Source organism: Acidithiobacillus sp. HP-11, assembly GCF_015100075.1.
Taxonomy (GTDB): Bacteria; Pseudomonadota; Gammaproteobacteria; order Acidithiobacillales; family Acidithiobacillaceae; genus Acidithiobacillus; species Acidithiobacillus thiooxidans.
In genome coordinates this window covers 1-18,649 of record NZ_JACKYY010000048.1, presented here as the reverse complement: position 1 = coordinate 18,649, position 18,649 = coordinate 1, and the positions used below count along the sequence as shown (strand labels likewise).

Here is an 18,649-nt window from a genome sequence, read left to right as displayed (position 1 = left end):
GGTTTCAACAGCCTCATTCAATCCGCCAAGGCCAAGGCTCGGGGTTACCGCACGCACAAGAACTTTATCAACATGGCCTACCTGATCCTGGGCAAGCTGGATCTCAGGCTACCCACTTGAAATGACGAGGAACCCGTTCATGCCGCCATACCGCTTTATGAAGCCGCAGCGCATGATGGCAGTTTTTCGGCTGCACAAGCATTGTCGGAAATCTATAAAAATGGAAAAGGCGCGTTACATAATAAGAAACTCGCTGACTATTGGGCGCACTTTGCGCCGAAACAGGGCTGGTCGGGTGATGGAAATTTTATGAAAGCCTATCTTGATTTTGAAAAATATAAACGTGATGGAAATCCAGTCACCTATAAAAAAGAACAGAAAATTGCGCTGCAAGGTAATTCTTTATATCGATATTATATAATAATATATTACGCTATAGCATGGATTATATTATCCTTTCAAATAAGAAAATCATGGAAAAACCCGGAAGGATCATCTGCAATCTTCTGGACTGCAATTACCTTGCTAGAACTGTATTACTGCGCTGGATACTTATTAAATGTTATAAAGCATGTGGATTCGTTTGTAATTCTATCCAGATTCACATTTTATGGAGTAAATACGATCATGTGCAGCATCATCGCTTGGTCGGCCCTGTTTCGAAGAAAGAAGAAAATCAAGTCTCATGTCGCTCCTCTTGCCACCAATAAACAACCGCCTGAATGAAGTGGATTGAGTGAAATCTGGTCAAATACACAAAGTAAGGCAGAATTAACTGTGATCCGGTTGAGGCAACATACACAACAAATTTCGAATACCCGATCTTTTCAACCAAAACGACGGATGGGATTGGCTGCGTCTCTATCGCAGTGAGGAACAACGCTTTGACCATTGGCGATCAGCCCTCGCACAGCTGCCATTGGTTCGCATCGTTGATGCAGAGAATAGGACACCGGCAGGGCGTTTTCAGGTGCTGCACGCCGATCTGGCTGCAGAACGGGAGAATACGATGGCCGTGTGCTGGAATGATAATGATCTCGCAGAAGACACTCATCCCCGTTGGCAGGAAGCGCATCCGGTCATCGGTTATGACGCAACGGGGACTTGGGAAGATCATTTATTGTGGGGACGGAGTTTGCGTTATGCCTTGTCCCATCAAATCCCCATCGTTCCGAACGCGTTATCCCGGACTTATGTGGGACATACCATCACGCCACCCCGGGAAGGCCGTTTATTGCAGGTCGCCGGGCATGTGTTTCTGGATACGGGTGCCGCCCATCTGGACCAGCCCGAAAAGTATCGCAATCAGGGTTTGACCCTGTTTCGCCATCAGAAACAGCAGGGCTGGATGGCTACGGCCACCGGAATGGAGCGCGTAAAGCTGGGGAATGTGCCCGTGCTCTAAAGAAAAATAAGGGGAGAAAGCACACATGGATATTGCCTTGGAACAGGCCTTGCGGCGGGATTATCCCGCACTGTACAGCCACTACCGGGAAAATCATTTCTGGTGCGAAGACGGCTGGTATCCACTGCTTCGCGCTTTGTCACAGAAGCTGGAAATCTACGCTCAAGAGCATGGCATCCGTATTTACGTCCATGAAGTCAAACAGAAATTCGGGACAATGCGTTATTATTATGGCTATGACGGCGTGCTGCCGGACCGGCAGAAACATGCCCTGTTTCAGATCGTCGAGGAATACGAGAACCGCTCACGTCGGATCTGTGAGCACTGCGGTTTGCCGGGCACCTTATTGGTCCGTGACGGTTACTGGTATGTGGCGTTCCCGGAACATGCCAAGGGTGGACTCACGCCCGCTGCCTTTCAAAAGTTGCAGGAATCCCCATCTCCAGCAAAGGGGGGGCACCCAAAGGATCCTCTACTGCAGGCCGATTGCCGGGAACAATCACCTGAAGATTTTGTCTGGCCTCAAGATTATTACCCAGAATGTGTTTCTGCAGATGGCGTGTTTCCGTATGGTAGATGATCAGCTCCAAAGGGGGCGCCCTTGTAAAAATGCCAGAGTTCAGTAGAGGGGATCATATGCCAGCGGGACAATTGATTTTCTGCCAACAGATAATAAATGCCGGTCAGAGTAGGGCGCTATCCCCGTGGGATGCCCACCATTTCTGGTGAAGTAAAGTTCCGCCGATACCAACCCTCTTCGGGGTGCGGTTAAAGATCAAGCTGGTGGATGATTTTCTGTGTAGACATGGTTAAGAATAAAAGGTGCTCAACCCAACAGCTTGGCCAGGTCTTCTGCTTTCAGGTGGGTGTAGCGTTTTAACATCTGCAAGGTTTTATGGCCAGTGATGGCCGCAACCTGCATTTCTCGAAGACCTTTTTCAAAAAATCGGCTGGTAGCCTCATGGCGCAGGTCATGAAAACGTAAGTCCTCAATGCCAGCACGTTTGCAGTCGCGGGCATAGGCTTGGTGGATACCTTCGTATGCTGCATCAAAAGGTGGTCATCCAAAATGCGCAGCAAGTCACGCAATGCCTGAATGAACCGACTGGATAGCGGATTTATACCTATGGCCTGAACAAGGGTGGTCGAGGTAGTATCAGCCCGATCGACCAATAAAAACTGTCAGTAGATATAGGAGGACATTAGGACACTATGGGAACGGACCGAACCAGCCAGGGAACTACTGATAAAAAATCATTAGGTCTGAAAATAAGGATTCATCCGCGCTCAATTTACGCTCAATTGGGTTTGGCAATCATAGGGAATGACAAGGAATAATAGGGAATGGATGGCTATTATAACAGTATGATTATAATGTTTTTTGTATTATATATTGTTGATACAAAAAGTGCCGTGCCCCGATTTGTAATCAGTGGGTCAGGGGTTCGATTCCTCTCGCCAGCACCAAATAAAACAGGCACTTAGCGATTTTTGCTAGGTGCTTTCATTTTTACGGGCTAACAGGATTGTTCCAGGGCTTGCCGCAGTATGTGAAATTCGCGCCTACAATAGCGCCAAATGGATTTAAAACAACCGGTATACGATGATAAATTCAACAGAGGCCATTGATAAAGTGATATCAGTCGCGCCGATGCTCGACTGGACAGACCGTCATTGTCGGCATTTTTTGCGGCTGATTTGTCCTTCCTGCGTGCTCTACACGGAAATGCTGACGACTAATGCGCTTTTGTTGGGTCGCGATCCCCAGCGTTTCCTGGAGTATTCTGCGGCTGAAAACCCTTTGATTTTGCAGGTAGGGGGGGATGATCCGGCCGCGATGCGCCGTGTTTCCAGGCTGGCCAAGGAGTATCAATACGACGGAATCAACCTGAATGTAGGTTGTCCTTCGCCACGTGTACAAAAGGGCAGTTTTGGTGCCTGCCTCATGGCGACTCCGGAATTGGTTGCCGAGCTGATGGCAGGGCTTTCGGACAGTGCCTTACCGGTGAGTGTCAAACATCGTTTGGGATTGGATCGCGAAGAGGATTTTGCGTCTTTGCATCAATTCGTGGAAATTGTGGCGCAGTCGGGATGCCAGCATTTTATTGTGCATGCCCGTAATGCCTGGTTGAAGGGCCTGAATCCCGCAGAAAATCGGGAAATACCGCCATTACGCTGGGATTGGGTACATCGTCTGAAAAGCGATTTCCCCCACTTGCGCATTGAAGTCAATGGGGGCTTCAAGACCACTGAAACGGTACTGGATCAATTCGCTCACGTCGATGGGGTGATGATTGGTCGAGCGGCTTATCATAATCCAATGTTCCTGGCCGAAGTGGAAATGGTCCTGGACAGGCGCGGGCAATTACCTGATCGATCCGTCGTGCTCGAACAATTACTGGCTTATGCCGAAAACTGGGGAGAGGCGTTGCCTGCGCCACGCCTGAGCCGACATCTGCATGGTCTGTATTTTGGGGTTACTGGCGCTGGAGAATGGCGTCGATTTCTGGGTACGGCGACAGTCAACGAAAACGCCGCAGAATTTCTGCGGCGAGCCATGCAACATATTGAAAAAATGGATCAGGCAAGTACTTGATTACTGATTTCCAGCAAGCGTAAGGTGCGTTGATCGCGGATGCGGTAATAAACGCGACTGGCCACCTTTCTGACCAGGACCAGACCGGAGTCCTGAAGCAGGGCAAGATGCTGGGAAGCATTACTGTGACTGGTGTTGATGGCGGTCACCAGATTTTGCATGCTCATTTCACCGCGACCAAGTAGGCAGATGATCTTATAGCGCAATGGATGAGACATGGCCTTGATAATTTCAGAAAGCCGGGTAATTTCCCATTCGGGAATGATCGTGTTTCCTGTGCTTTTCATGGTGTCTCCTTACTTGACTATCATTAGGTAACTGACCTGGATGATTAAGCAGAAACCATGCCAATAACTATATCCACATGAAATATAAAATAAAAAATAATAATTAGTGTATTTCTATGGCGCGTTTATTAGCTTATGCTGTAGACGTTCGACTACGCTTTTTATAGGGATAGTTTATTTGATTGAATCATATAGTATTTTTTTTGTTATCAAGGAGCGACAGTCGAGCTTTCAGGGCTGTCGCTCACGCTCAGCTTAGATTTTGTTGCGCCAATACTGATCTTCTTTGTCCATAATCCGCGCAGCCTCTTCCGGTCCCCAGGAGCCCGCCGGATAGGTGAGGATGTAGTCGGTTTCCCGGCCCCAAGCCTTGATAATCGGGTCTACTACCCGCCAGGCCCATTCCACTTCATCAAAGCGGATAAACAGGGCTTTGTCGCCTTCCATGACATCCAGCAGTAGAGCTTCATACGCATCCAGCTCCTGTTCACCCTCCTTGCGATAGGATGCATTGAGCTGCACCGGACGGACGCGCATTTCCAGGCCGGGTTCCTTGATCTGGATTTCGGTTTTCAGACTTTCGGGTTCCAAAGAAAGCAGGATCCAGTTGGGTTCGATTTTTTCGATACTGGTTTCTCGAAAAAGCTGCTGAGGCGTATGCCGAAAACGCAGGGCAACACTGGAGGTTTTGTTTTCGAGGCGTTTGCCGGTACGCAGATAAAAAGGAACCCCGCGCCAGCGCCAGTTATCAATATAAAATTTCGCGGCCACATAAGTCTCGGTAATGGAGTTGGTTTCAACCCCGGCTTCATCCTGATAGCCCGGTACATGCTTGCCATCTACTACCCCGGGACCGTATTGAGCGCGCATGGCATAGGCCGTGACGGCAGATTTGGGGATGGGTCGAATAGAGCGGAGTACCTTGACCTTTTCATCACGCAGAGCGTCCGCTTCCATGCAAGGGGGGGGCTCCATAGCTACCAGAGTCAGAATTTGCATCAGATGATTCTGCAACATATCCCGCAATGCTCCGGCCTGATCATAATAACCGGCGCGACTTTCGATACCACCACTTTCGGCTACGGTAATTTGCACATGGTCTATATAATTGCGGTTCCAGAGGGCTTCTACGGCCAGATTGGCAAAACGATAAACCATCAGGTTCTGGACGATTTCCTTGCCTAAATAGTGGTCAATGCGATAAATCTGTTCCTCGCGGAAGTGACGATGCAACTGTTCATTGAGACGCATGGCGCTTTCCAGGTCTTCACCGAAAGGCTTTTCAATAACAATACGATAGTCGCCTTCCTGATTGAAGCCGGCACTCGATAGATGCTGAACAACAGGCACAAAATCTGCCGGGCGAATGGCCAGATAAAATATGGTAGCAGCAGGTTTATCCGCACCTTCCTCAGTGAGTGCCGCGCGGAGCTTTTCATAAGACTCCTTTTCATGAATTTCTCCACGCACATACTCAAAGTGTTTGCAGAAATCATCAAAATGTTCGTCATGATAATTTCCTGCGTAGGTTTCCAATTGTTCTCGCAAGAAATCCTGCCAGCCATTATTGTCCCAAGGACGCCGCCCAAAAGCCAAAATACGCATTTCCTTGGGCATCATACCGGCACATTCCAGGTGATACAGGGCCGGGAGCAGTTTTTTACTGGCCAGATCCCCGGTAGCGCCAAAAATGACGAACTGACAAATACATTGGTTATCCACTCAGTCCTCCTTTTGTACGGCATGACCGCCGAACTGATTGCGCATCATGGCCAATAGCTTGGCCGCATAGTCGTCTTTTCCCTGGGAAGCCCAACGCATCTGCAGGGCCAGCGTGATGACCGGAGCAGGAATTTTCATGGCCAAAGCGGCTTGAGCGGTCCAGAGCCCTTCGCCCGAGTCGGCGACCACCGGCGCAATATCCGCGAGGACCTGATCTTTGTGCAGGGTGTCAGCAGTCAGATCCAAAAGCCAGGAGCGGACAACACTGCCATAGCGCCACATTTCGGCGACATTGGCGAGATCCAGATTAAACTCGGTTTTAGCCTGAAGAATGGCGAAACCTTCGGCGAGTGCCTGCATCATTCCATATTCAATACCGTTGTGAACCATTTTCACGAAATGCCCACTACCTACCGGTCCGCAATGCAGCCACCCCTGATTTTCACCGGGAGCGAGGGCTTTCAGGAAAGGCGTAACCTGAGTAACCGCCTCCTGGCTGCCGCCTACCATCAAGGCATAGCCTTCCTGCAATCCCCAAACCCCGCCGGACACACCCGCGTCGACATAATGCAAGCCAGCAGCTTCGACCTTGGCGGCCTGCGCCATGGAGTCTTCGTAGAGTGCATTGGCCCCATTGACCAGGATGTCACCTTTGCCCAACAAGGGAAGCAGTTGATCAATATGCTCCTGAGTGGCTTCACCAGCTGGTAACATTAACCAGATGACTCTGGGGGCTGGCAATTGTCTGACCAGATCTTCCAGAGTGCTGGCAGAGCGTATGCCGGTTTCCTGAGCAAGGTCTTGGGCTTTTTGGGCGTGGCGATTGTAAGCAATGACATTCAAGCCTTTTAGATGCAGACGGCGCGCCATATTGGCACCCATGCGACCAAGACCGACCATGCCTATACTGGGTTTACTCATGTCATGCTCCTTTGCGTATGCGTCTGTCGGGAAAATGATACTATGTTGAGTATAGACATATCGGGCTTTAATTGTTTTTTGCTAAAGGAAATGCGCATGAATCTGGGTACTCCGTGTTCTGCTTCTGCGACCCGGCTGATGATGCTGGGCGCCGGTGAATTAGGTAAGGAAGTGTTGATTGCTGCCCAGCGTCTGGGCGTTGAGACCATCGCCGTGGATCGTTACGCAGATGCGCCTGCCATGCAGGTCGCTCACCGCGCCTACGTGATAGATATGACAGATCCTGAAGCAATTCTGGCTCTGGTCAAGCGTGAGCGTCCGCATTTTGTGGTCCCGGAAATTGAAGCTATCGCCACCTCCGCCCTGGCAGAAATCGAAAATTCCGGCTCGGCCACGGTGGTCCCTTCGGCGCGGGCCGTGCAATTAACCATGGATCGTGAGGGTATTCGTCGTCTTGCGTCCGAACAATTAGGCTTGCCCACGTCTCCTTACCGCTTCGCCAGCAGCTTGCAGGAACTGGAGGCGGCAGCGGCCGAGCTGGGTTTCCCCTGTGTGATCAAACCGGTCATGTCTTCCAGCGGCAAAGGGCAGTCGGTCGCACGGAGTGCAGCGGAATTGGCGCTGGCCTGGCAGGAAGCGCAGACGGCCGGGCGTGTGGGGGCGCAGAAAGTCATTGTCGAGGGCTTTGTGGACTTTGATTTTGAAATCACCGTGCTGACGGTGCGCTCTGCCTTAGGTACAGTATTTTGCCCGCCCATCGGGCATCGTCAGGAAGTCGGAGATTATGTGGAGTCCTGGCAGCCCCAGGCTATGTCCGCGCAGGCGCTTCAGGATGCACAGAGCATGGCGCAAAAAGTGACGGATAATCTCGGCGGACAGGGATTATACGGGGTGGAATTTTTTGTTCAGGGTGAAGCAGTGATTTTCAGTGAGTTGTCGCCCAGACCCCATGACACTGGTCTGGTGACCTTGGCCAGTCAACGCCAGAACGAGTTTGAATTGCATTTGCGGGCTATTCTGGGCTTGCCCGTTGATCCCGGATTCCGCAGAGCTTCCGCTTCTGCGGTTATTCGGGGTAAAAACCTGGGTTGGGGGCCCCGATATGCCGGTCTTGAAACAGCACTGGCCGTACCGGAAAGTGATTTACGTCTGTTTGGCAAGCCGACGGCCAGCAAGTTGCGGCGTCTTGGTGTAGCCGTCGCTGCCGGAGAAAGTGTGGAAGAGGCGCGGGAAAGGGCTGCCAAGGCCGCCGCCGCGATTACGGTCAGCCCCGCCTAACTTTTTACAAATTGTTCGATGCGATCCAGTGCCATTTCCAGATTTTTGTCACTGGTCGCAAAAGAAAGGCGAATATGTCCGGGGCTTCCAAAGGCAGAACCCGGTACCACCGCAACGCCTGCTTCCAGGAGGGCTTCCGCCAGAATCAGGTCATCCTGCAGATTTTTGGCCTGCATCACTTCATGAAAGCCCGGGAAGCTGTAAAAGGTGCCATCTGATGGCAGCACGTTGACGCCCGGAAGACTATGCAGGCGACCATAAACGTAAGCATGACGGCGCCGGAAAGCATGAACCATTTCATGCACCGCACTATCGCCCCCTTCCAGGGCTGCCTGGGCAGCTACCTGGGCGATGGAGGTTGGATTGGAGGTGCTTTGCGACTGCACGGTGTTCATGGCCGTAATCAGTGTCTCGGGCCCTGCACAATAGCCTATGCGCCAGCCGGTCATGGCATAAGCCTTGGAGACGCCATTCATCACCATGCAGCGTTCTTTCAGATCGGGGCAGGCATTGGTAATGTTTACGAAAGGCTGGTCCTGAAAGAGGATTTTTTCATACATGTCATCAGTGGCAATCAAAATCCGGGGATGACGACGTAATACTTCTCCCAGTGCTTCGAGTTCACTGCGGCTATAAGCGACTCCTGAGGGGTTGGAAGGGCTGTTGAGCACTAAAAGCCGGGTGCTTTCGGTGATGGCCGCTTCCAGTTGTTCAGGCAGAATTTTGAAGTGTTGTGCGGCGTCCGTATCAATAATGACCGGACAGGCCTCGGCAAGAATGACCATATCGGGATAGGACACCCAGTAGGGCGCGGGAATGATGACTTCATCTCCTGCATCCAGTAAGGCCTGACAGAGGTTGAAAAAGCTCTGCTTGCCGCCGACGGAGACCAGCACCTCACTGGGGCGGTAATCGAGATGATTGTCCCGGGCAAATTTGGCTATGATGGCGGCTTTCAGCTCCGGCGTGCCACCGACTGCGGTGTACTTGGTGAAGCCCCGATGAATGGCTTGTATGGCCGCATCCTTGATATATTCGGGTGTGTCGAAATCGGGCTCGCCAGCGCCGAGACTGACAATGTCTTTGCCTTCCCGACGGAGTTGCTGTGCCCGGGCGGTAACGGCGAGTGTCGGAGAGGGACGCACCGCAGTAACGCGGCGGGAAAGGCGAATATCCACGATGTTAAACTCCAGATATCATTTTCAGCGGGTGCGGCAAATGCGCACAAGAGGGCAAATGATAAGCATCCGTCACTTAAAATCAACTATTTTGCTGTAGGCGAAAAGATCGCGGTTGCCCATGGTGATGGATTGACATTACATCTGGCTACAAGGATATGCTGCAGATTGCAATTTTCAAATAGCAATGGGCAGCGGGCAGGAAAGGGAGCGTTATGAAAAATCTGGAGATCGGGGTGGCAGGGATGACCTGTGCTTCCTGCAGCAGTCGGGTAGAACGCACGCTGAATCGCTTGCCGGGGGTACAGGCCAGCGTGAATTTGAGTACTGAGCGGGCAACCGTGGCATTCGATCCGACCCAGACCAGCCTGGAAACGCTGAGGGCTGCGATTGCTGATATAGGCTACCAACCCGTCGTGGCGCAATCTGAGCTGGAGGTTGGCGGGATGACTTGTGCCTCTTGCAGCAGTCGCGTGGAGCGCGCTCTGGGCAAGGTTTCTGGCGTCCTGTCGGCCAGTGTCAATCTGGCCACAGAACGGGCCATGGTGGAATATTTTCCGGATAGCACTAATCAGGATCAATTGATTGCGGCTGTTGTTAATGCCGGTTACGAAGCGCGGGCGGTCCGTGCTGATGCCCGGGGTGAAGATCGTAAAATCTCCCAGCTGCGGCTTATGCGAAAAGATTTGCTGACGGCAGTTGTTCTGGCTGTGCCTATTTTGTGCTTGTCCATGGGTCCCCTGCTTTTTCCGGCGTTGGGACGATGGCTGCAAGAAAATGCACTCTTTGGGCATTTTTGGGACTGGGTTCAGGCCGTACTGGCAACGCTGGTATTGGCCGGTCCGGGGCGGCGTTTTTTTCGTCCGGGTCTGATTGCCTACCGTCATTTGTCTCCGGATATGAATTCCCTGGTGGCTACCGGTACGGGAGCCGCCTGGCTGTTCAGCATGATCGTGCTGATTTTCCCAGAGCTTTTCAAACAGGTCGGATTGCATGTGTATTTTGATTCGGCGGCAGTAGTTATCGCCGCCATTCTGCTTGGCAAGTATCTGGAAGAGCTAGCCAAAGGCCGGGCCTCGCAGGCGATTCGGCATCTGGTTGATCTTCAGGCCAAGGACGCAACACTGCTCAAAGATGGGCAGGAACAGCGGGTGCCACTCAACCGCATCCGCACTGGAGATCATCTCCTGGTCAGACCGGGAGAGCGTCTGCCCGTGGATGGCATCGTCCTGGAAGGAGAATCCTATATAGATGCAGCCATGCTGACCGGAGAAGCGTTGCCTGAGCATAAAAAAGCAGGTGACGCCGTCGTCGGCGCGACGATCAATGGTAACGGCAGGCTGATTATCGAAGCGACTGCGGTGGGGCAAAATACAGTCATTGCCCATATTATTCAGATGGTCGAGCAGGCCCAGGCTGGAAAGCTGCCCATCCAGGGTCTTGCTGACCGGGTGGTTCGCGTATTTACGCCTTTGGTTATTGGCATTGCGCTGCTGAGTTTTATGGTGTGGTTATGGTTGGGACCCAGCCCGGCTATTACTGTGGCCCTGTTGTCCGCTGTGGCGGTGCTGGTGGTGGCCTGTCCCTGTGCCATGGGACTTGCCACCCCGGCGGCGGTCATGGTCGGTACCGGCCGGGCTGCAGAGTTAGGTGTGTTTTTTCGCAAAGGACTGGCGTTGGAAACGCTGGCCCAGGTGAAAACGGTCTGTCTGGATAAAACCGGCACTTTGACGCGGGGTACGCCAGCCGTGTGTGAAATTGTCGCAGACGATGTCCGCCAGGTTCTGACCTTGGCTGCGTCGCTGGAAGCGGCTTCTGAGCATCCTTTGGCGCGGACCATTGTTCAGGCTGCGCGTGAACGGGAAATTTCCCTGTCTCCTGTGACGGATTTTCAGGCCGTCCCCGGCCGGGGTGTTGAGGGCGTCGTAGCCGGACAGAAAATTCTGGTCGGTACGGCGGTCTGGTTGCAGGAGAATGGCGTAGCGCAGGACGCTAAATTTTGGACTGAGCCGCAGGTGGCCCAAAGCTGGGTGTATATTGCCGGGAATGGACATTTGCTGGGGAAAATCGCCATTCAGGACAGCGTAAGACCCGAATCCTTAGCGGTCGTCCGGCAACTGCAGTCCATGGGTATGCGGGTGGTCATGATTACGGGTGACAGCCAGAGCGCAGCGCGGCATCTTGCCGAACACCTTGGATTAGAAGAGTTTTATGCAGAGGTGTTGCCTCAGGATAAGGCAAATATCGTCAAGCAGTTACAAAGCCAGGGCGGCAAAGTCGCCTTTGTGGGCGATGGCATCAATGATGCTCCGGCTTTGGCTCAGGCCGATGTGGGCCTGGCCCTGGCTTCAGGCACTGACATTGCCATGGAGACGGCTGATTTGACCTTAACCCATGGGGACCTCAGTGCATTGGTGACGGCAGTGCAGGCAGCGCGAAAAACCATGGCGACCATTCGCGGTAATTTATTCTGGGCGTTTTTTTATAATATCCTGCTGATTCCGGTGGCTGCGGGTGTGCTGATTCCCTGGGGATTTCAGCTGAATCCCATGCTGGCGGGACTGGCCATGGGAATGTCGTCAGTATTTGTGCTCAGTAACAGTTTACGTTTGAAGTGGCTGCGTCCGTGGGTGCCTGATTTAGTCTGAAAGGTGTGGCTGTTGCCGCAGAGGCTTTGCCGCTCCCTTGTCCCTCGCCTGTTGTTCTAGGCTCATCCTGCTGTCAGGAGAGAACTCGCCCTGCGGGCTCAAACAGCTCTCCTGACGGGCGCAGGATTTCTCCAAGAACAACAACGGCGCGGGCCAAAAGTCGCGGCAAAGCCTCTGCGGCAACAGCCACTTTCAAGGGATCAAAGAGGTTCAGCACTGTAACGCACCATCAGCGTGTGCTTCTCACCCGGCTGTAGTTGCAGCACATTTTCGGCGGCGTTGGCGGATTCCACGCAGAGCATCTGCCGCCAGCCATCCGGCGTGTAATCTCCCATGGCAGCGGCTTTCTCGGCCCAGGGCGTCCAGACTACTGTGGAATCGGCATGCTCCTTATGAATACGAATTCGGCGGTACATGCGCGGGTCATGGATAATGCAATCATTTTGGGTGTTGAGATAAACCCGGTCGGTCTCGGCGTTGAAGGTAATGTCACCTTCCTGCTGCTTCCGGGCGAAATCTGCGGTTTTGTCGAGATACGTACAACCATCCAGACCTTCGAGGCGCACCGAATGAATATCGCCCACGTGGAAATACGTATGGAAGGCCTCACCCAGAGTGATTGTGTCGTTTCCTGCGTTATGGGTAGTTAGAGACATTTCCAGAGTTTCTGAAACGACAATTTCAAGGCTGACCGGAGTTTCATGAGGCCACTGTGCCCGGGTTTCGTTCGTGGGCTCCAGGGTCAGGGTAATCCGGGTAATGTCCTTGCTGCTTGATGAATCGCTGACGGTCCACAAGTGGGTGCGGGCAAAGCCATGGGCCGGGAACTGGCTGTTGTCGGGATGCGGACCGAACCAGGGCCAACATACCGGCACGCCGCCGCGAATGGATTTGCCGACGGCAAAGCGCGATTTTTCCGAAAGCCAGATGAGTGGATCGTACTGGGAGCGTGGTTGAAACGCTGTCAGATGAGCCCCCTGCAGGAAAACACTGGCACTGGCACTGCTGTTGCGAATGTCCGCAAAAATCTGCCCCCCCGGACCAAAGCGAAAAAACACATGTTCGGGAATGGCGTAGCGATTCAGTGCATCAAAGGATTGCATAGTTATTCCAGGAAGTGAGGGAATTTGGCACATTCTGCTGCTGAAGGTTGCCAGCGGTCAATTGACGGATCGCGATAATGCAGCCAAAGCCGTCGGGCAGGCGTATGCTGTGTTATTCCTGTAATTCGCTGATAAGGTGACTGAGTGGCGCAAAATCCCTGGCAACGTCCGGTCAACAAAAATCTTTGGGTATTATGGAAACTCAAGCCCTTTTTGCGTTCCCGGCTCGGGCTACTGCTGGCTTATCTGCTGGCCATGCTCTGCAGTGCTGGCGCTTCCTTGGTTTTGCCCCAGGGAGCCCGGTTTATTCTCGACAAGGGGTTCCATAGTTACAAGGCATTACTTTGGATCAGCATTGCGCTGTTCATATTGGGTATGTTTACGGTCGCCATGCGCGGGCTGCGGGATGGTCTGGCAACCTGGTTGGGGCAGGGGGTCGTCGCCGATTTGCGCAGCGCGGTGTTCAGTCATGCGCTGCATCTTCCCGCCATATTTTATGAGACATTCCGGACCGGTGAGGTCATTTCGCGCCTGAGCAGTGATGTCACCATTTTACGTTTTGGTTTGACGGGCGTGCTCGGGCGCAGTCTGCAAAGCGGCATCACCCTGGTCGGCGCGCTGGTGTTGATGCTGGTGACCATGCCCCAGTTACTGCTCCCGGGAGTGTTGGTATTGCCGTTGCTGGTGTTTGTCAATATCCGCTCAGGACGTCTGCAGCGCGGATACAGCCGCAAGGAGCAGGATTATCTGGCTGATCTCAGTGCCCATACCGAAGAGTCTATCAATGGCATTCGGGTTATCCAGGCGCTTACCCTCGAACCTCAGACTGAAACCCGATATCGCCAGGATATTCATCTGTTGCTGGGACAAGTCTGGTCGCGGGTCAAAGTCCAGTCCTGGTCCACCTTTCTGACGGGAAGCCTGGTTTTTCTGGCACTCAGCGCCATGCTCTATCTGGGCGGTCTCGCGGTTCTCGAAAAGCAGGTGGGCATGGGCGTACTGGCGGCATTTCTGCTTTATGCCCTGATGGCGGCAACGTCTTTGGCCTCGTTGGGGGAGTTATGGGGCAGCATGTCGCGACTGGCGGGTGCCACTGAACGCTTGCTGGCGCTGCTGGATGAACGACCGGAGCACAGTGTTTCGGCCTTGCCAGGCGAAGTTGGCAAGGTTCCAGAATCCTCTGAATTTTCCATCAGAAATCCGGCACGATTGACCCTGGAGCGCGTCGCCTTTCGGTACCCTTCGCGGCCGGATGTGCCTGCTATTGAAAATATTTCCCTGGATATTGAACCAGGAGAAACGGTGGCTTTTGTAGGAGCTTCCGGAGCCGGTAAAAGTACGGTGTTTTCCCTGCTCATGCGCCATTATCAACCCAGCGAAGGGCAAATTTTGCTGGATGGAACGGCCATTGATGCCATGCCCTTGCGTAGTTTGCGCCAGCAACTGGCTGTAGTCCCTCAACATCCTGTCATTTTTTCCATGAGTATTGCGGATAACATTTTGATGGCGCGTCCTGATGCCAATGAGGCAGCTTTACTGGCTGCAGTAAAGGCTGCTCGGGTGGATGAATTTTCTGACCGACTGGAAGATAAACTGAAAACCCATGTTGGAGAAAAAGGCGTAACTTTATCTGGAGGGCAACGCCAACGCATTGCCATTGCCCGGGCGATTCTGAGAAACCCTCGTGTACTGATTCTGGATGAGGCCACCAGCGCCCTGGATGCGGAAAATGAGCGGCTCATTCAGGAGGCACTGGCTAATTTGACCGCACAGCGGACCACCCTGGTGGCAGCGCATCGTTTGGCCACTATTGTTCATGCTGCACGCATTGCCGTGCTTGATCAGGGCCGACTCATTGCTATTGGTAGTCATGAAGCGCTGCTGAAAAGTTGTCCCACTTACCGACAATTTGCTGAATTGCAGCGCCTGCACGAACAATCTCCGGAATTATCCACCCTGGAAAAAATACGCGCCTGAAGAAAAACAGAACTATAGTCAAAGCTGGCGGTCTGAACTTGGGTAATTATTTTTTGAAAACCGAATGTGGCCGATAAAAGGGTGGGAGGCCCTCTATGAGCACAGATTTTGACCAAAGTACCGCCTGGATCAGGCGCGCGCAAGGCGACATGAAAGCTTTTGTTGAAGGATTGGCGGCAAGGCTGGAGGGAGATATGCCCGGTCTGGTTGAAGTAGAAAGAAAAAAAGATGGTTTTTTTGCCAAGACCAGCCATGTCCATGCCATTACTGTTCACACCAACAATAACGATTATTTACTGACTCATGAGGGTGCGCATATCAGCACGGTTCGCGCCAAAACCGTGCGTGGCGTGGTGCTTAAACATGAGGATTTACCACTCGCTACATGGCTGGAAAGTCTGGTGAAAGACCTCGGTGATTTGTCCGGAGAAATGCAGGGAGCCAGCAATACATTGCACGATTTTCTCATGGGGTAACGGCAAGGAGGTACTATGTCCATTTGGGACAAGATCAAACACGGTATTGAGGAAGTCGCCCAGGACGCGCAGCGAGCGGCCGAAAATCTGGGTCATAACGTGAGCCAGGGCGTCCGTTCACAAACCCCTGAAGAAATGCAGCGTTATTCTGAATGGGAACAGGCCTTGCAGCAACGCCGCCTGCCCAATTTTGTTCAAAATCGCATGTTCGCGACCAGTCAGGGGCATCTTCCCTGGATCAGTACGGCCACTGCCGCAGAACTTCTTTTGCAACGCAGTCACGGGGTTCAGCCTATCGGTATGGTAACCGGAAACTGTTGGTATCACTTTGGTTATTCCTGGACCCAGGGACACTACGATGGCTGGCACACGGCGGTAGAGCGAATGCGCCTTGAAGCCATCGCTCTGGGAGCTAATGCGATTGTCGATGTGCGCATGAAAGTGCGGCATGGGGAAGGTGAGGATATGGATTATGGGGTGACCGGCACCGCTATCCGGCTAACCGGAATTCCCCCTGCCACCGCGCCAGTTATCGCTACTGTGTCAGCCCTGGAATTTGTCCGTTTGCTGGAAGATGGCGTGGTTCCTGTAGGTATTGCCATTGGCGCCAATTTTGACTGGTACATGCCCTGGATGGGTACGGTCGCCGATCAGGCTTCTCAGCAGGCACCTTTTGCGGCACGTTACTGGAATATGGAAATTACCGACCTTTCTACTTTTCAGGAAAATGTCCGGCGCCGGGCGCTTTATGATTTGCGCGAAGATGGCCGCAAGATGGCTGCCGGAGTTCTTGGACACACCAGTTATACCCAAATGTTTCGGGTACCTGCCGATCAGGACAACCCCGAACGTTTTCTATGCCGCCACATCAGTATTGGTACCGCCATCAGTTATCTGCCAAAAAACCCACCGCAACATGAACTGCTTGCCATGATATCACTGGCTGATCACCCCCTGACCAGTGCTACTGACTCCAAAAAGGATTTGATATGACCGATAGTACAGAACATCTCGCTCCCCATGCTGTAGAACGTCTGAAAGGACTGCGTTCGCAGGGCAGTCACGAAGGTATATTTACTTCGGATTTGTCCGTCAATGAGTTTGTGATGGTCCGCAAGGCCAATTTTGAGCCCTTGGGTCTGGTGGTCGGTTCGTGTATTTATCACATGGGAATCCAGTATGGAAACTGGAATCAAAACATGGAAATGGATGTGCTTTCTCAGGCCATGTATCAAGCCCGTGAGCTGGCTATCAGTCGCATGGAGCAGGAATCCATTTTACTGCAGGCCGATGGTATTGTGGGTGTGCGACTGGAAGTGAAGCGTATGGAATGGGATCAGGACATTCTCGAATTCATGGCGATTGGCACGGCCATCGCCCACCGCAGTGGCGCGTCAGGCTTCAAGGGGGTGGGCGGCAAGCCCTTTACCAGTGATCTGAGTGGTCAGGACTTCTGGATGTTGTTGCAGGCGGGTTACCGCCCCATGGAAATGGTCATGGGTTCCTGCGTGTATCATGTGGCACATCAAGGGCTGTTGAAATCCATGGGAAATGTGGGTCGCAATACGGAAATGGAACAATTTACCCAAGCCATGTATGACGCCAGGGAGCTTGCCATGGAACGTATGCAACATGAGGCGCAGGAAGCCCAGGCGGACGGCATTACCGGCGTTCAGCTTCATGAAGGCAGCCATAACTGGAAACCCCATATCATCGAATTTTTTGCCGTCGGTACCGCCGTGAAAGCCATGGAAAATGCCGATGCTCTGGTTGATGGCCTGAGCCCGCAACTGGTTATTCCGGTCAACGATTAAAGCGCGAGTCATTCGCAAGGAGAGTATTCAATGTCATTATTTAAGCATGCCTCAGAAATATTGCAGGGTAAGGTCAATCATTTTCTGAATAATGCGGAAGATCCTGCTGAAACCCTGGATTTATCATATGAAAAAATGATCACCAACCTGCAGGAAACCAAACGCCATCTGGCCGATGTGGTTACTGAAAAAGTGTCGCTGGAAAGTCAGATGGCACAAGCGCAAAAAGCCGCTGACAAGGCCGACGCAGATGCCAAGATGGCTCTGGGTGCCAACCGTGAAGACCTGGCCCGCGCCGAGTTGGCCCAAAAGCAGTCTGAATTGCAAAAACTGGCCAGTCTCAAGGAAGCGCATGATGCGGTGTCGGCTCAGTCCCAGAAGCTGCAGGATTATGAGCAGAAACTGCAGGATCATATTGAACAGTTCCGTACCCAGAAAGAAGTGACCAAAAGCGAAATGATGGCTGCCAAGGCTGAGGTCCAGGCTGGAGAATCATTGAGTGGTATCGGCAAGGGTATGGATGACGCCGGTGAGGCCATGCGTCGCGCCCAGGACCGCACCGCCCAAATGGAGTCCAAGGCAACTGCCATGGATGGCCTGATTGAGTCGGGTGCCCTCAGTGACCCCCTCGATACTCGCAGCCAAACCGATAAGGAACTGGATAAAGTACGCGCCAGTAGTGGCGTTGATGATGATCTCGCCCGTCTAAAGGCAGAAATGGCCAAAGAAAAGGCCGGAGGGGCATCCGGAGACAGTTCGGGAAATTCCTGAGCATTCGTGGCTGCTGCTGGCGCAACATATTGACCCCGGCCAGTGCAGTCGCTATATTACGCCCTCGTTGCGCTCGTAGCTCAGCTGGATAGAGCAACTGGCTACGAACCAGTAGGTCGGGAGTTCGACTCTCTCCGAGCGCACCAAATAAAACAGGCACTTAGCGTCATTTGCTAGGTGCCTTTTTTTGGCTAACGCGAGGCTAACATCAGAACGGCCCCAGCCAAAGAAAACCGCCTGCATTCGGAAATCAGCGGGTTACAACATTATCTGATTAACTGAAAATTGCAAGAATCAATGGAACGGGAATCCCTGCGCGATGCCGGGCGCAAATTGGTTCTGATCGCCGCCTAATAAACTGGAACCAAAGCATACCCCTTCTCTTGGTAGGCAATGGTAGAGATGAATCCACTTTCCACAGGCGTTACGCTCGGAATCAGCATGCTCGGAGATACGTCCATACCGTGTAGCGC

18 protein-coding genes and 1 tRNA gene are annotated in these 18,649 nt (G+C 52.7%); 12 read left to right on the top strand and 7 right to left on the bottom strand.

The window, feature by feature from the left end; all coding sequences use genetic code 11:
* Window positions 1-201: 201 nt before the first annotated feature.
* The 3 genes from H7F08_RS12760 (at window position 202) to H7F08_RS12750 (ending at window position 1,985) form a co-directional block, all read left to right on the top strand.
* On the top strand, window positions 202-726 hold the full coding sequence (locus tag H7F08_RS12760) for a hypothetical protein (protein WP_193640738.1): 525 nt from the start codon (window positions 202-204) through the stop codon (window positions 724-726).
* Window positions 727-970: 244 nt separating this feature from the next.
* On the top strand, window positions 971-1,405 hold the full coding sequence (locus H7F08_RS12755; protein WP_193640737.1) for a hypothetical protein: 435 nt from the start codon (window positions 971-973) through the stop codon (window positions 1,403-1,405).
* 25 nt (window positions 1,406-1,430) lie between these two features.
* The gene (locus H7F08_RS12750) at window positions 1,431-1,985 is read left to right on the top strand and encodes a hypothetical protein (protein ID WP_193640736.1); all 555 of its coding nucleotides are present in this window, start codon (window positions 1,431-1,433) and stop codon (window positions 1,983-1,985) included.
* Here the strand turns inward: H7F08_RS12750 and H7F08_RS15930 are convergent.
* Together H7F08_RS15930 and H7F08_RS12740 are read right to left on the bottom strand one after the other, a co-directional pair.
* The gene (locus H7F08_RS15930; RefSeq protein WP_080707865.1) at window positions 1,937-2,092 is read right to left on the bottom strand and encodes a cupin domain-containing protein; all 156 of its coding nucleotides are present in this window, start codon (window positions 2,090-2,092) and stop codon (window positions 1,937-1,939) included. The genes H7F08_RS12750 and H7F08_RS15930 overlap by 49 nt on opposite strands.
* Window positions 2,093-2,231: 139 nt before the next feature.
* Window positions 2,232-2,399, bottom strand: coding sequence for a tyrosine-type recombinase/integrase (locus tag H7F08_RS12740; protein WP_237747509.1), 168 nt, complete (start codon window positions 2,397-2,399; stop codon window positions 2,232-2,234).
* Between the two features lie 609 nt (window positions 2,400-3,008).
* On the opposite strand from H7F08_RS12740, the gene dusA reads away from it, so the two are divergent.
* Complete coding sequence (gene dusA / locus H7F08_RS12735; protein WP_031575077.1) at window positions 3,009-4,001, top strand: tRNA dihydrouridine(20/20a) synthase DusA; 993 nt, start codon at window positions 3,009-3,011, stop codon at window positions 3,999-4,001.
* On the opposite strand, the gene H7F08_RS12730 is transcribed toward dusA, so the two are convergent.
* The 3 genes from H7F08_RS12730 to gnd form a co-directional block, all read right to left on the bottom strand.
* On the bottom strand, window positions 3,986-4,288 hold the full coding sequence (locus H7F08_RS12730; RefSeq protein WP_010637953.1) for an ArsR/SmtB family transcription factor: 303 nt from the start codon (window positions 4,286-4,288) through the stop codon (window positions 3,986-3,988). The two genes, dusA and H7F08_RS12730, sit on opposite strands and share 16 nt — an antisense overlap.
* A gap of 255 nt (window positions 4,289-4,543) precedes the next feature.
* Window positions 4,544-6,010, bottom strand: coding sequence for a glucose-6-phosphate dehydrogenase (gene zwf, locus H7F08_RS12725; RefSeq protein WP_010637955.1), 1,467 nt, complete (start codon window positions 6,008-6,010; stop codon window positions 4,544-4,546).
* Window positions 6,011-6,967 carry a phosphogluconate dehydrogenase (NAD(+)-dependent, decarboxylating) gene (gene gnd / locus H7F08_RS12720; RefSeq protein ID WP_319026078.1) on the bottom strand — a complete coding sequence of 319 codons (957 nt, stop codon included), beginning with the start codon at window positions 6,965-6,967 and terminating at the stop codon, window positions 6,011-6,013.
* A 54-nt stretch (window positions 6,968-7,021) separates the two neighbouring features.
* Between gnd and purT the strand changes: the two genes are divergently transcribed.
* A complete protein-coding gene (gene purT, locus H7F08_RS12715) occupies window positions 7,022-8,209 on the top strand; it encodes a formate-dependent phosphoribosylglycinamide formyltransferase (protein ID WP_215866628.1) in 1,188 nt (395 codons plus the stop codon).
* Here purT and H7F08_RS12710 read toward each other — a convergent pair.
* Window positions 8,206-9,387 carry a pyridoxal phosphate-dependent aminotransferase gene (locus H7F08_RS12710; RefSeq protein WP_031575065.1) on the bottom strand — a complete coding sequence of 394 codons (1,182 nt, stop codon included), beginning with the start codon at window positions 9,385-9,387 and terminating at the stop codon, window positions 8,206-8,208. The genes purT and H7F08_RS12710 overlap by 4 nt on opposite strands.
* Window positions 9,388-9,602: 215 nt before the next feature.
* On the opposite strand from H7F08_RS12710, the gene H7F08_RS12705 reads away from it, so the two are divergent.
* On the top strand, window positions 9,603-12,035 hold the full coding sequence (locus H7F08_RS12705; protein WP_193640732.1) for a heavy metal translocating P-type ATPase: 2,433 nt from the start codon (window positions 9,603-9,605) through the stop codon (window positions 12,033-12,035).
* 200 nt (window positions 12,036-12,235) lie between these two features.
* Here the strand turns inward: H7F08_RS12705 and H7F08_RS12700 are convergent, their stop codons facing one another.
* Window positions 12,236-13,138, bottom strand: a complete 903-nt coding sequence (locus tag H7F08_RS12700) for a D-hexose-6-phosphate mutarotase (RefSeq protein WP_031573820.1) — start codon at window positions 13,136-13,138, stop codon at window positions 12,236-12,238.
* Window positions 13,139-13,282: 144 nt separating this feature from the next.
* On the opposite strand from H7F08_RS12700, the gene H7F08_RS12695 reads away from it, so the two are divergent.
* The 6 genes from H7F08_RS12695 to H7F08_RS12670 all read left to right on the top strand — a co-directional run bounded on the left by H7F08_RS12695 (window position 13,283) and on the right by H7F08_RS12670 (window position 18,322).
* On the top strand, window positions 13,283-15,115 hold the full coding sequence (locus H7F08_RS12695) for an ABC transporter ATP-binding protein (protein ID WP_024894298.1): 1,833 nt from the start codon (window positions 13,283-13,285) through the stop codon (window positions 15,113-15,115).
* A 95-nt stretch (window positions 15,116-15,210) separates the two neighbouring features.
* Window positions 15,211-15,591 carry a hypothetical protein gene (locus tag H7F08_RS12690; RefSeq protein ID WP_031573815.1) on the top strand — a complete coding sequence of 127 codons (381 nt, stop codon included), beginning with the start codon at window positions 15,211-15,213 and terminating at the stop codon, window positions 15,589-15,591.
* A gap of 15 nt (window positions 15,592-15,606) precedes the next feature.
* Entirely contained in the window at window positions 15,607-16,584 is a 978-nt protein-coding gene (locus H7F08_RS12685) for a heavy metal-binding domain-containing protein (RefSeq protein ID WP_010637971.1), read from the top strand.
* On the top strand, window positions 16,581-17,405 hold the full coding sequence (locus H7F08_RS12680; RefSeq protein WP_010637973.1) for a heavy metal-binding domain-containing protein: 825 nt from the start codon (window positions 16,581-16,583) through the stop codon (window positions 17,403-17,405). The genes H7F08_RS12685 and H7F08_RS12680 overlap by 4 nt, the downstream gene beginning before the upstream one ends.
* A gap of 30 nt (window positions 17,406-17,435) precedes the next feature.
* Window positions 17,436-18,176, top strand: coding sequence for a PspA/IM30 family protein (locus H7F08_RS12675; RefSeq protein ID WP_024894301.1), 741 nt, complete (start codon window positions 17,436-17,438; stop codon window positions 18,174-18,176).
* A gap of 69 nt (window positions 18,177-18,245) precedes the next feature.
* Window positions 18,246-18,322: transfer RNA gene (locus tag H7F08_RS12670), tRNA-Arg, on the top strand.
* Window positions 18,323-18,649: the final 327 nt, after the last annotated feature.

Coding starts and splice junctions, on each gene's coding strand:
- H7F08_RS12750 (WP_193640736.1), top strand. CDS start 1,431: ATGGATATTGCCTTGGAACAGGCCTTGCGGCGGGATTATCCCGCACTG.
- dusA (WP_031575077.1), top strand. CDS start 3,009: ATGATAAATTCAACAGAGGCCATTGATAAAGTGATATCAGTCGCGCCG.
- H7F08_RS12730 (WP_010637953.1), bottom strand. CDS start 4,288: ATGAAAAGCACAGGAAACACGATCATTCCCGAATGGGAAATTACCCGG.
- purT (WP_215866628.1), top strand. CDS start 7,022: ATGCGCATGAATCTGGGTACTCCGTGTTCTGCTTCTGCGACCCGGCTG.
- H7F08_RS12705 (WP_193640732.1), top strand. CDS start 9,603: ATGAAAAATCTGGAGATCGGGGTGGCAGGGATGACCTGTGCTTCCTGC.
- H7F08_RS12700 (WP_031573820.1), bottom strand. CDS start 13,138: ATGCAATCCTTTGATGCACTGAATCGCTACGCCATTCCCGAACATGTG.
- H7F08_RS12690 (WP_031573815.1), top strand. CDS start 15,211: ATGAGCACAGATTTTGACCAAAGTACCGCCTGGATCAGGCGCGCGCAA.
- H7F08_RS12685 (WP_010637971.1), top strand. CDS start 15,607: ATGTCCATTTGGGACAAGATCAAACACGGTATTGAGGAAGTCGCCCAG.
- H7F08_RS12680 (WP_010637973.1), top strand. CDS start 16,581: ATGACCGATAGTACAGAACATCTCGCTCCCCATGCTGTAGAACGTCTG.
- H7F08_RS12675 (WP_024894301.1), top strand. CDS start 17,436: ATGTCATTATTTAAGCATGCCTCAGAAATATTGCAGGGTAAGGTCAAT.